Source organism: Paenibacillus sp. DCT19 (genome assembly GCF_003268635.1).
Classification (GTDB): Bacteria; Bacillota; Bacilli; order Paenibacillales; family Paenibacillaceae; genus Paenibacillus.
Window position 1 is genome coordinate 1,548,489 of the sequence record NZ_CP029639.1, and the last position, 13,948, is coordinate 1,562,436.

Below are 13,948 nucleotides of genomic sequence, written 5' to 3' on the forward strand. Positions count from 1 at the left end.
TTAAATGTTGAACAAAATGTTGAAGTACATGTTGGGGATTACGTTATGTCTGTCACTGATCTTGCCTGCTGCGAGCACACAGGCAGCTTCTGCCATGACCACGCTGGATTTTAGCAATGGAGCGACCTATTATGGGGAAACGAAGAATGGTAAACCTCATGGTGATGGAACGATGACATGGAGCAAGAGTAAGACTTACAGTGGCAACTGGGTGAATGGCAAACGTTCGGGTTACGGGGTGTACCAGTTAATTACGCGTGACGAATACAGCATTACGACCCTTAAATACGAGGGGAATTGGAAGAATGATAAGAGAGATGGCAAGGGTCAGCTAGAAATCAAGGAAATATCTAATGAAGCAACATTGCTTGAGAATCAGATTCGAACAGGGACGTTTGCCAAAGATCAGTGGGTTGCAGGTTATGATGTTCGACATGGAGAGTACGATCCGCCGTATTCTTTTATGTACAAGGACGCTAAGATGAGCCTGGAGATGATGGGTTCACCAGGGAATATGTTAGCAGGGTTAAAGAGCGGGTATTTCTTCTCATTCAAGTATAAAAAGGGAAATGTCTATCGTAATGTCGGTGTGGGTGATGAGTTTAGTCAGAAGCAGTTTGCTACATTTATTAAGAGTATAGAAAAAGAAATCAAACCACACATCGATCAATTCGAGAAGCTGGCTAAGCAGCTGTAGACGTTATTCTCTTGTTTAACCTAGCTCCCATGCGATTAATTCATTGTAAATGAACCAGTGAATTCGTCATACCAATGGGAGGGTGTAAGAGCATGAAGGAAACTATGAGAAAAGAACGAGCAACGTTTCTTGAAACCGACCGTCTTGAGTTCGCGACATGGACTGAAGAAGACCGTCCTTTGGCATCTGCGCTTTGGGGTGATCCAGAGGTGATGAAGTGGATGAGCAACAAGGGATTTCTTAACGAAGATGAGGTTGAGGCAAGACTCACGCAAGAAATGAAACGGCAGCAGGAAGAGAATATGCAATACTGGCCGATGTTTGACAAAGAAACGGGTGTATTGGTAGGCTGCTGTGGGCTTCAGCCATATTCATCGGATGAGTTCGTGTATGTATTAGGTGTTCATCTGACACGGGATCATTGGGGGCAAGGTTATGCGACAGAGGCCGCTCAGGCGGTGATCCGATATGCATTTGAAGAGTTAGGTGCTAAGAGGCTCGTGGCAGAACACCATCCAGAGAATCAAGTATGCAAAGAAATGCTGCTTAAGCTTGGTTTCACTTATGATCGGGATGAACTGGTCGAGCAGACAGGGAAGATGCATCCATTATATCTGTTGCAGAGTCCATCCCAGAGATAAGATTAATGATTCGTTGAACTTAACATTAGGAAGTATAGCGCTCACACAATGGTACTCTCTTGGCAACTCGTAATGAGTTACGTCGAATGGAGTCCAAATTCATCGATTTTTTATTTCATTTTCAGCTTCTATTAAGGTAGCGAGGGTAAGATATTTCTTGTAAACCCCTTCTCGTGTTAGATAGATGTGTGACTGACCCCGCCGGACGCCGGTGGGGTATTTTTTTGTTTGATTTTGAAATAAAACAGATAAACAAACATAAACAAAAATAAATAAAATAATTTAACGATAATTTTATTGACTTATAAAGATAAACAAAGGTATAATGAATGTGAAAAAAGGAACTTAATAGTACGTGGCAAGCCAAAAAAATGATGTAATCTAAGGAGAGAATGATCATGAACGTGACCCTTACGAATAAAACGAACGAAACGGATCGACCTGCTGGCTGGAATATTCCATTCATCCGTGAGATGGCCGAAATTACACAGCATATGTGGAAAAATGGCTGGGATGAACGCAATGGTGGTAATGTCAGCTATTTGCTGGAGGAAGAAGAGGTTGCTCAGTATATCGATATTCATCAGGTCATCCGTACAATTAAACCCGCATTTGCTGTGCATGAGCTGGCAGGGAAATATTTTATCGTAACGGCTTCGGGTAAATATTTCAAAAATGTGCTTGCTGATCCAGAGAGTAATCTCGGATTACTGCGTGTCTCGCAGGATGGACAGGAATTGGAGGTATTGTGGGGCTTGAAGTCGGGAGCCAACCCGACCAGTGAGCTGCCTACCCACTTCATGAGTCATATCGAACGTTTGAAAATCGACCCGAATCACCGGGTTGTCATGCACAACCATGCGACCAATGTACTGGCGATGACATTCATCCATGAACTGGATGAGGCGAAGTTTACGAAGACGTTATGGCAGATGTGTACGGAATGTGTGGTTGTATTCCCGGACGGTGTAGGCATCATTCCGTGGATGATCCCGGGATCGAATGAGATTGGACGTGAGACGGCTGAAAAAATGAAGAAGTATCACGCAGTGATCTGGCCACAGCACGGTATTTTTGGTACAGGGACAACGATTGACGAAGCTTTTGGACTCATTGAAACGATTGAGAAGGCTGCCCAGGTGTATATGCTGGTTGCTGGTCATGAGATCAAACAACGAATTACGGATGAACAGCTGACAACCCTCGCTGAAGCTTTTGGCGTGACCCCACGTCCAGGCATCATCGGCACATAATATATGTATTGCTCGTAGAGGAATCTTTTACGAGTGAAAAAGGAAATGGTCTTTGGTTCAATGAACCGAAGTCCGTTTCTTTTTTTTTTGGCATCCAAACGTCAATTTAGCTCAAAAAAGTTCAAATAGATCATAAAGAATGGCTTTGTTATTCATTATTGAATTGTAGAATGCATTATCTCACGCTGACGAATTTCGGGTGAAATGACGTATTGTTATTGCGCTCGCGATTTTGCATAATAACAATGCTTCACACATGAAAGACGGAAGGAAGTCATGATCATGATTGGCAAAATGAAGAGGGTCTTAATAGGCAAGCCGATGAAATCGGCGCAACTGGATGGGGAGAAACTGGGGAAATGGAAGGCTCTCGCGATTCTATCCTCGGATGCATTATCGTCTGTAGCCTACGGTACGGAACAGATTTTACTGGTGCTCGTTGCGGCTGGATTTGCCGCTCTGTGGTATTCCGTCCCGATCTCCATCGCTGTGCTTGGCTTACTTGTCATTTTAATATTCTCTTATCGGCAGACGATATTTGCCTATCCTACAGGGGGCGGGGCGTACATTGTAGCGAAGGATAATTTGGGCACAACGCCAAGCCTGATCGCCGGCGGATCATTACTAGTCGATTATATCCTCACGGTTGCGGTAAGCTCATCTGCAGGAACCGACGCGATTACGTCGGCATTTCCCGCTCTACATGATCACAGCATAGCAATTGCGCTGTTGATGATTGTATTTTTAACCATAATGAATCTAAGAGGGGTCACAGAGTCGGCATCCGTGCTGGCGCTCCCGATATATCTGTTTATCTTCTCCATTGCAATACTTATCATCTCTGGTGGGATCAAGTTCTTCACTGGAGGTATGCATGCAGCAGCACCTGAGTTCGGAACCAGTCTATCACACGTAAGTATATTCTTATTGCTTAAGGCATTCAGCTCAGGTTGTTCTGCACTAACCGGGGTGGAAGCTGTAAGTAATGCCATTCCGAACTTTAAGCAGCCTGCGGAGAAAAATGCAGCAGGAACTTTGCTGCTGATGGGGTGTATTCTTGGCGCAATGTTTATCGGCATTACCTTGCTCGCTTTTGGTTATGGCGTGAAGCCTGATCCTCAGGCAACGGTTATTTCACAGATTGCTGAAGCAACGTTTGGCAGAGGCACGATGTATTTTATCATCCAAGGTGTGACAGCACTCATTCTATTCCTGGCTGCGAATACGGCATATTCGGCTTTCCCGCTGTTGTCGTTCATGATGGCGAAAGACAAATATATGCCGCATATGTTCATGGTGAGGGGAGATCGCTTAGGCTTCTCGAACGGTATTATTTTTCTAAGTGTAATGTCTGCATTGCTCGTGGTTGGTTTCAAAGGCAATACGGAAAGTCTCATTCCCCTCTACGCGGTGGGTGTGTTCATTCCATTTACGTTATCCCAACTGGGCATGATGATTCGCTGGATCAAAGTCAAACCATCAGGCTGGCGGACGAAACTACTTGTTAATACGGTAGGTATGCTGACGACCTTGTCGATCACCTTAATTTTTATTTTCACCAAGTTCACACAGACATGGGTTATCTTTATTTTTCTACCACTCGTCGTTTATGGCTTCATGCGCATTCACCGTCACTATTGCAACATTGCTGATGAACTGCGGATTGACATCCAATTAGAGAAACCGATTCGAAAAGGAAATACGATTGTGATTCCAGTGGCTGGTATTACACGGGTAGTGATGAATACGATCAGTTATGCCCAGACGATGTCGGATAACGTTGTTGCGCTATACATTGGTTTCGATGATGAGGCAATTCACAAGATGGAGAAAAAGTGGGAAGAATGGAACCCCGGTGTTCGCCTTGTGGTGGTGAAATCCAGATACCGTAGCATTATGGGGCCATTGAAAAAATTCATCGATACCGTAGAGTGGAAAACATCCGAGACGGATCACATTACCATTCTTATCCCGCAATTCATCACCAAGCATTGGTGGCAAAATGTACTGCATAATCAAACAAGCTTCATGATTCGAACCTACTTGATTAATTACAAGGACGTTATTGTAACAACTGTTCCTTACCATCTTAATCGATAGACGTATGACAAGAGAGGTAGAGATCTATACGTGCAGTGGAAGCTTTACTCCGTTGTTAGAAGTGCTAATATCCTTACGAAGCAATAACCAGAGTGCATTTGTAAATTGTTATTTTCCAGTTTTGTGTTAAATGAGTGATGATCCAGGAAATGAAATGTTCATTTCGCTTTTACAAAGACAGCCGCATGAAACTTCCCGAATGAAGGGAGGACATGCGGTTTTTTTGTCATTTTATCCATTAATATGGAAGCCGTTTCAAGATGCTCCGTTTGGTAAACCCCCTTGTCAACGATTAACATTACGTTGATTCAGAATGGATTCTGCAATGATGTTGAACTTATAGACTGATTAAGGTGGTTATGACGCTTGAGTCATGACCGAATGAGCTAATTGAGGGGGAAGAAAATCCGATGAGTGAGCTTGATAACCGGATCGGCTTGCCTGCTACCAGTCGGCGTATATCGAAGACAAGTGAGCGCCGTACGGCTTCGCTCCGAGTAGGGCGGATGCGGGAGAATATGCTGGCCTATGGTTTCCTGGCACCATCGCTGCTTTTGTTCGCAGTGTTCCTGTTCTATCCAATGTTTAAGTCTGTGTACCTCAGTCTGCATTCAACTGATCCTACGGGACAGATTGCTGCCTATGTAGGACTGGACAACTTTAAGGCGGTTTTCCAATCCGGGCTGTTTCTTCAAGGCATGAAAGTGACGTTGCTGTTTGTTTTGTTCACGGTGCCAACGGGCATCCTGGCCGCTCTCATTCTGGCTGCGCTAACCCATAACAAATTTAAGGGAATGCGTGTTTTTCAGTTTGTGTTTTCTCTACCCGTTGTATTATCTGTAGGTTCGTCCGCAGTCATCTGGAAGTTTCTGTTCCACCCGACGCTGGGCATGCTGAACTATTTATTAGGAAAAGTCGGCATTGATCCGATTCCTTGGCTAACCAGTCCGGATTGGGCACTAATCTCCATTTCGATCATGACCATCTGGATGAATCTTGGATTCAATTACATTATTTTGTCCAGTGGATTGCAAGGCATCCCGGATGAAATCTATGAGAGTGCGAAAATGGATGGAGCAGGACCATTGCTTACATTTCGCAAAATCTCAATGCCGTTGCTGTCACCTACGCTGTTTTTTGTCAGCGTGGTTTCCATCATTGGTGCGTTCCAGTCGTTTGGTCAGATCAACATTCTAACCCGTGGGGGACCGATGGACAGTACGAATGTATTCGTCTACTCGATCTATCAGGAAGCCTTTGTTAATTTCCGTTTCGGAACAGGTAGTGCGCAGGCACTGATTCTGTTCGCGGTCATTATGCTTCTAACCCTAATTCAGTTCAAATGGGTAGAAAGGAAAGTACATTATCAATGAGAACTCCATGGATTAACACCTTATTGTATGTGCTTCTCACGATCTGTGCGGCACTGGTGCTGTATCCGGTCATGTATACCTTCTTCATGGCTGTGATGACGCCCGAGGATGCAAGTGCCTATCCGCCGCATATCATTCCGCAGTCGATTGATCTGTCCAACTTCTCCGAAGTATTCGATATCGTGCCTATTGGTACGTTTATCTGGAATACTTTCCTGGTTGCGGGACTGACCATGCTGGGGCAATTGATTACGGCGAGCATGGCTGCATACGCTTTTGCCAAAATGCAGTTTAAAGGGAAAAACGTCATCTTCAGTATGTTTGTCGCGACGATGATGATTCCTTGGGAAGTCACGATGATTCCAAACTATCTAACGGTTCGTAGTTGGGGCTGGCTTGATACGTATCAGGGCTTAACCGTTCCGTTCCTGGCTACGGCGTTTGGTACCTTCCTGCTAAGACAGTTCTTCATGCAACTCCCCAAAGAGCTGTTTGAAGCAGCAAAAATTGATGGCTGTGGACACATTCGATATTTTGTATCGCATGTACTACCGCTGTCTCGCCCAGCGCTTGGAACACTAGCGATCTACTCGTTCCTCAGTATGTACAATTCGTATCTGTGGCCGTTGCTCGTAACGAACACCCCAGAGATGAGAACAGTACAGATCGGGATCTCGATGCTGGAGTTCCAGGAATCCACTGCATGGAATCTGGTATTTGCCGGCACGGCGATGGTCATTCTACCATCCTTGTTGCTGCTGGTGTTTGGGTTGAAACAGCTTGTCCGCGGGATGGCGGCTGGCGCATTGAAGGGTTAATTCAATCAGAGCTTTACCACCATTGAAAAAGGTTCTTGCATTCCAATGCTACGAGCGAGTAAACCAGGCTCAAGCTTAAAATCAATTTATGAGTAATTGCGAAGGTAATGGAAGGAACGAAATCGATTCTGAAGAAGCAGCGCGTTTGCGTTTATCACCGGATTTTCCCATTTAGAGAATGGGGAGAAAAAATCTGGGGATAACAGCAATCGGAAGAACGATTCGTTACTGGAATGGCCACTTCGCATAACTCCAATGAACTGATTTTTGAAATGAGCCCAAAAAAAGGAGAGAGATCATGGTAAAGGGATTTGGTTTGAAAAAAAGAGGAACGTTCGCATTAATGTTGGCAGCACTGATGTTAGTTATCTCCGCATGTGGTACCAAAGCAGACACAAGCAGCACGCCAGCGGCTGGTGGACAAGCAGATGCCGCTGCAGCTACGACTGAGCCGGTTCAATTGAATTGGTGGCACTCCATGTCCGGTGCAGGGGAGAAAGCGATCAATCAACTTGCATCCGACTTCAACGCTAGTCACCCTGACATTCAGGTAAAAGCGATCTATCAAGGTAAATATGATGAGAGCTTGAATAAGCTGAAAGCATCGATGGGATCAGACAGCGGCCCTGACATCATCCAGGTATATGAGATCGGAAGTAAGTTCATGATTGACTCTGGCATGATTACGCCAGTACAGCAATTTATTGATAAAGATAATTTTGATCTTTCTCAATTGGAGCCAAACATCATTCGTTATTACACCATTGATGGTAAATTGAACGCGATGCCTTTTAATACATCAAACCCAATTCTCTACTACAACAAAGACATGTTCAAAGCAGCGGGCTTGGATCCAGAGAACCCACCAAAGACATATGAAGAGTTCGAACAAGCAGCTAAAGCACTGGGCAAAGACGGTAAACCAGGCGCTTCCATGGCGATCTATGGCTGGTTCATGGAGCAATTCTTCGCTAACCAGAATGCAGATTATGTAAACAATGGTAACGGTAGAGACAGCGCAGCTACTGAATCTCTGCTGAACTCCGAAGCTGGTGTGAAGACATTATCGTGGTGGAAAAAGATGATCGACGAGAAAACAGTATCTAACCTCGGACGTAGCACAGATGATACAACAGCAGCATTCACAGCACAACAAATTGGTATGACACTGGATTCTACGGCTGGATTGCGTAAAATCGTAGAAGGTTCTGGCGGTAAGTTTGAGCTTGGAACAGGATTCTTGCCTCGCCCAGCAGATGCAAAAGATGGCGGCGTTGTCGTTGGCGGTGCAAGCTTGTACATCATGAATAACAAATCCGATGCACAGCAACAAGCAGCGTGGGAATTCATCAAGTATTTGGCGACACCAGAAGTACAAGCGAACTGGAGCGTTGCGACAGGATATTTCCCAATTACGACAGCAGCTTACGATCAGCAAGTATTAAAGGATAATATGGCGAAGTACCCGCAATTCCAGACAGCAGTCGACCAATTGCACGCTTCCGTTGATTCGACAGCAACTTCTGGCGCAGTTATGGGTGTATTCCCAGAAGCAAGACAAATTGTCGAAGGAGCAATCGAGACGGTTCTGAATGGTCAAGGTGAACCTCAAGAAGCTCTGGATGCAGCTGCGAAGCAAATTACAGATAAGATCGCACAGTATAACAGCACAGTGAAGAAATAATGTTAGATTAATCTCATAACTACAACTCAGATGCGGCGGTCGAACATGATCGTCGCATCTCTGTGTTCAAACTGAAAATATCATGTGGGCCTTAAGTCGGATGAAATAAAGATAAACTAAGGATGATCATTGGAAAGATGGTATCGTAAAATGTCGAAAAGATAATAACTATGCACTGAATTTGTTAACTTTTCTGACGTTAATTAGTCATATATGCATAAGTGTATAGTGCGAAAAGCTAAAAAAGTCACGAATTTGAACGGAAAACTGCCTGAATTGAAGTTTTTATTTAACATATATTTTATTTTTGTGAAGTCTATGTTCTATTTTCTATCATTTCATAAAAATAATGTTTACATATAATTCCGGTTCAGTTATCTTATATTTGAACTAATGTACAAGCTGTCTGAACAAATGATTGTCAAAACGAAGATACGGGGGTAGGTAAAGGATGTATAGTAAACAAATGAAGAGTTGGCTCAGGTTATTCTTAGCCATGGTTCTATTGGTTACAGGTACCATACCAATCGGTGTATTCAACAGTAAAGTCGCCGCAGCAGATGAGCCATTGACGGTTGGACAAGCACTCGCTCTTCCTTCAGATGATAGGCCTGCTACAATTGAAGGCTATGTTGTAGGGACCTATAGTAGCGGTCCAAAAGTAAATGTGAATCCGCCCTTTGTAGACACAAATTTTGCAATTGCTGAAAGCCCGACAGAAACAGACATTAATAAAATGATGCCTGTGCTGGTACCCACATCTGCTCCTCGCACCATTTTTGGTCTTAATAGTAATCCTCCTTTGCATCAATCAAAAGTACGCATTACAAACGGCACGTTATCTCAATATTTTTCTACTAAAGGTTTACGTACTGGTACATCGTCAACCTTCCAACTTATTGATGAAACACCTGAAACAGAAGTGGCCAATGTCACTGCTAATCCATCCTCCGGAGAAGTTCCGACGGGCACACAGATCACTTTGGCAACAACTACAGTTGGTGCCACCATTTACTATAAGCTGAATAATGAAGTTGAGTTTCTCCCCTACACTAACCCCATCATAATAAATGACACTACACACATTGAAGCCTATGCACATAAAGAAGGATTACTAGATAGCGCCATCACTCTGCTAAATTACACGATTGTTGACAACACTCCGATTCCAATCGTTGAAGCCAGAAACAAGTCTGAGAATTCTTCGGTTACTGTTCAAGGTATTGTTACGTACCGAGAAGAGTCCGGAGGCATGGCAAACCTCTATATTCAGGATTCCAATGCAGGAATCGTAATACGAGGAACAGATTCTACAGTTGAACTAGGTGATCGGATTGAAGCATATGGCTCACTCACCGTATATAATGGCTTACTTCAGGTAGAAAAAGATAAAGCCGGATTCCCTGGCGGTTATATCAAAATCGTGGATAAGGCTCAAGAAATACCAGAGCCAATCTTACTTACATCTAAAGATTTTGCAACTGCTGCTGGTGGAGGGAAAGGCGCAGGAAGCATATACGAGGGGATGCTTGTCGAAGTGAATGCGGTCACTGTGACAAGAAGCAGCAGCTCCACGTTTTTTGCGACAGATGACGATGGTGGAGAAATTACGATTTATGCGAAAAACAGTCCTACTGCTCTAGCCGCAGGCAAAACATACGAAAAAGTGACAGGAGTCATGACGTACCACACTAGTTATGGGCTTGAACTTATTCCGCGTACCGCAGCAGATGTTGTCGAGAATCTGCTTTCTGTGACAACCAACGTACCTTCAGGTGGAATTGTCAAAGGCTCGACCGTGACATTATCTTCTCCGATGGCAGGGGCAGAAATATATTACACAGTAGATGAGAGCGAACCAACTACGTCATCCGTTTTATATAGTCAACCTATCACTATCAATGAGGATTCCATTATCAAAGCAATTGCTGTGTTCAATGGAAGAGAGAGTGATGTATTTAGTTTTACTTATAAGGTTCTTCAGCAACTGGATAACCTTAGAATTCATGATATTCAAGGGGCATCACATGCATCCTTATACGATGGATTGGCTGTACAGAATGTCGAAGGTATCGTAACCCATGTAGTCAATGGAAGTTCATTCTACATGCAGGAGATCCCTGAGATGGAAGATGATAATGAGGATACATCTGAGGGATTCTGATATATAAACCGACACATGGTATGAATGTAGGCAATAAAGTTAAGGTGTCTGGACAGGTGAAAGAGTATGCAATATCAGCGACAGAACTGGCAACAACTGAGATTGTAGCTACAACAATTACAGTTGAGGATACAGAGCAGCAGCTACCTGAACCAGTTCTTCTGGGAAGTAAAGGACGAATCATTCCTAAGGTGATTGATTCTGATCAGTTTGGCGAGTTCAATCCCGATATGGATGCAATTGACTTTTATGAAAGTTTGGAAGGAATGAGAATACAGATCGATGAGGCAACCATTATTGGACCATATTCCAGTGAACCGGGTCTAGCTGTTGTTATAGATAATGATCCGAACAATCCGCTTCGTACACCTGCTGGTGGTGTCATCTTGACCGGAGACGGTGCAGAAGCGTTTGAAAGTTCACTTAATCCACAGCGATTATTTATTAATAAAAAACCCCCACACGCGGTTAAAACTGGAGATAAGCTCACTGATTCAGTTAGAGGAGTCATGACTTATTCCAATGGTAATTTTAAGATCCTCCCTGAGGGGAATCTTCCAGCTATTACTTCAGGTGGGTTAGAACAAGCAATAACGAAGATTGAACAGACGAATAATAAGCTGACAATCGCAACCTTCAACGTTGAAAACTTCAGCCAGAAGGATGCAGCAAGAGCTATGAAAATCGGTGGTATTATCGTCAATAACCTGAAAAATCCGGATATTATCGGCATTATGGAGGTACAGGATAATGATGGTGCTACGGACAGTGGAACAACAGCTGCGGATGCGAGCTTCCAGACCTTAATTAACGCAATTGCTTCGAATCATGGGCCGACCTATAAATATACGGATATTGCTCCGGAAAATAACAAGGATGGCGGGGCACCAGGCGCGAACATTCGTGTAGGCTTCTTATACAACGAATCGCGTGTTTCGTTGAAGGAAGGAATTAAAGGAAGTGCAACAACATCCATGCAGGTAGGTGTTGACGGTAGTCTATCCAATAATCCTGGCAGAATCGCGCCTAATGATGAAGCTTTCGCTAGTTCTCGCAAACCGCTTGCTGCGGAATTTGAATTTAACGGTGAGCGTGTAGTTGTGATCGCCAACCATTTCAATTCCAAAGGTGGAGACTTGAAGCCTTTTGGAAGTATACAGCCTGCGACAAGAAGTAGCGAAGTTCAGCGCGCGAAGCAAGCGACGCTCGTAAATGGATTTGTGAAAGAGTTATTGAACAAAGATCCTGACGTTAATGTCGCGGTTCTCGGTGATTTCAATGACTTCCAGTTCTCCAAAACACTGAACATTCTCGAAGGAGATGAACTGGACAATCTGGTGAACGATCTACCGGAAAATGAGCGCTATTCCTATATTTACGATGGAAACTCTCAGACACTGGATCACATTCTGGTGAGCAAAAATGTGTCTGATACGGCAGTCATCGAAGTTGTGCATGTGAATGCCGATTTCGAAACAGCAGATGGACGGGTGAGTGACCATGATCCATTGCTGGCTCAATTAAGCATCGGTGATGCTGCGGAAGAAGGCGACTTCAATCTACGTGTATTGCACACTAATGATACACATGCACATTTAGATAATATCCCTCGCCGTGTAACGGCGATAAAGGAAGCACGCAACGATAATACACTGGTGCTGGATGCAGGAGATGTATTCTCAGGTACGCTATACTTCAATCTATTTAATGGTCTGGCGGATCTGGAGTTCATGAATATGATTGGATACGATGCGATGACCTTTGGTAACCATGAGTTTGATAAAGGTACAGGTGTGCTGAAAGATTTCATTGAACAAGCTGAGTTCCCATTCGTGAGTGCTAACATTAACTTTGGGAAAGATGCGAATCTGAGTGGCCTGTATAATGAAAGCATTGGCAAACCGGGGGAGGACGCCCAAATCTATCCGGCTATTATTACAGAGGTAAATGGTGAACAGGTCGGGATTTTTGGTCTGACTACAGCGGATACGGTATCTCTATCCTCACCGGGAGATGAGCTGAAGTTTGAGGATTACCGAGCGAGTGCCCAAGCCACGGTGGACATGCTGCAACAGGAAGGCATTAACAAAATTATCGCCCTGACACACTTGGGTTACTCCGAGGATCTGAAGCTGGCTGAAGCAGTAAAAGGCATTGACATTGTAGTAGGCGGCCATTCACATACAATTCTGAAAGAACCGATTGTTGTGGGAAGCGAGGATGAACCTACACTGGTTGTGCAGACTGGGGAGTATGACGTTTCTCTTGGAAAGTTGGATGTTACGTTTAATGAAGAGGGCGTATTGAAGAAATGGAATGGTACATTGCTGAGTCTTGATGCAAAGGACGCCGCGGGTAACTATATCTACGAGGATGACTCTGTTGCCAAAGCGAAGCTTGCTGAATACGCACCGCAACTGGAAAAATTCAAGAAAACCGTGATCGGCAAAACCAATGTATTTCTGGATGGAGAGCGCAACAGTGTGCGTAAGCAGGAAACGAACCTGGGGAATCTAATGACAGATGGCATGCTGGAAAAAGTGAAATCGATCGTGAAAGAGAATGATGTCAAAGGGTACGTAGCTATTCAAAATAGTGGCGGCATTCGAGCTTCCTTCAAGGAAGGCGACATTACGCTAGGTGATCTGCTCACGGTGATGCCGTTCGGGAATAATCTGTCCGCGCTGAAAATGACAGGTAAGGAAATTACCGCTGCGCTTGAGAACGGTGTAAGTGGAGTGGAAACGGGAGAAGGACGCTTCCCGCAAGTATCTGGAATGCGATTCTATTACGACTCCACCAAACCAAATGAGAAGATTGATTCTGTCACGAACCAAGTAACACAAGTAGGCAAACGGATTATCAAAGTGCAAATTAAGAATGCAAACGGAACGTATACGGATATCGATCCGAATGGGTATTACATCGTAGCGACGAACTCCTTTATGGCCAACGGTGGAGATTTCTATCGTGCAATGAGAGCTGCTAAGGATGACAATCGATTCTACGAATTGAATCTGGTTGATTATGAAATTTTCAATGAACACCTTGATCGAGTAGGTCTGGTAAATCAAGCCACAGAGGGACGTAGTACTGACCTAAAAGGTGGCTCATTGCCAGGGGAAGGAAGTAACCCTGGTAATGGTGGTGGCAATAATGGAAGTAATCCCGGAAGTGGTAACGGGGTGGAGGTGGTGTAACGACACCAGCACCAACGA

9 protein-coding genes are annotated in these 13,948 nt (G+C 44.2%); all 9 read left to right on the top strand.

From position 1 onward, the window contains the following. Positions 1-4 precede the first annotated feature (4 nt). The 9 genes from DMB88_RS06760 (at position 5) to DMB88_RS30895 (ending at position 13,930) form a co-directional block, all read left to right on the top strand. Positions 5-697, top strand: a complete 693-nt coding sequence (locus DMB88_RS06760; RefSeq protein ID WP_128100735.1) for an MORN repeat-containing protein — start codon at positions 5-7, stop codon at positions 695-697. 92 nt (positions 698-789) lie between these two features. Next, a complete protein-coding gene (locus tag DMB88_RS06765) occupies positions 790-1,338 on the top strand; it encodes a GNAT family N-acetyltransferase (RefSeq protein WP_254438485.1) in 549 nt (182 codons plus the stop codon). Positions 1,339-1,736: 398 nt separating this feature from the next. Further along, positions 1,737-2,591 carry a rhamnulose-1-phosphate aldolase gene (gene rhaD / locus DMB88_RS06770; protein ID WP_128100736.1) on the top strand — a complete coding sequence of 285 codons (855 nt, stop codon included), beginning with the start codon at positions 1,737-1,739 and terminating at the stop codon, positions 2,589-2,591. Between the two features lie 282 nt (positions 2,592-2,873). After that, complete coding sequence (locus DMB88_RS06775; RefSeq protein ID WP_128100737.1) at positions 2,874-4,691, top strand: APC family permease; 1,818 nt, start codon at positions 2,874-2,876, stop codon at positions 4,689-4,691. 410 nt (positions 4,692-5,101) lie between these two features. Further along, entirely contained in the window at positions 5,102-6,064 is a 963-nt protein-coding gene (locus DMB88_RS06780; RefSeq protein ID WP_128100738.1) for a carbohydrate ABC transporter permease, read from the top strand. After that, positions 6,061-6,882, top strand: coding sequence for a carbohydrate ABC transporter permease (locus tag DMB88_RS06785; RefSeq protein WP_056699714.1), 822 nt, complete (start codon positions 6,061-6,063; stop codon positions 6,880-6,882). The genes DMB88_RS06780 and DMB88_RS06785 overlap by 4 nt, the downstream gene beginning before the upstream one ends. A gap of 298 nt (positions 6,883-7,180) precedes the next feature. Next, positions 7,181-8,566 (top strand): ABC transporter substrate-binding protein, encoded by a 1,386-nt coding sequence (locus DMB88_RS06790; protein ID WP_164848628.1) that lies wholly within the window; start codon positions 7,181-7,183, stop codon positions 8,564-8,566. A gap of 451 nt (positions 8,567-9,017) precedes the next feature. Further along, a complete protein-coding gene (locus tag DMB88_RS06795; RefSeq protein WP_128100739.1) occupies positions 9,018-10,730 on the top strand; it encodes a chitobiase/beta-hexosaminidase C-terminal domain-containing protein in 1,713 nt (570 codons plus the stop codon). Positions 10,731-10,786: 56 nt separating this feature from the next. Next, positions 10,787-13,930, top strand: a complete 3,144-nt coding sequence (locus DMB88_RS30895) for a 5'-nucleotidase C-terminal domain-containing protein (protein ID WP_254438486.1) — start codon at positions 10,787-10,789, stop codon at positions 13,928-13,930. Positions 13,931-13,948: the final 18 nt, after the last annotated feature.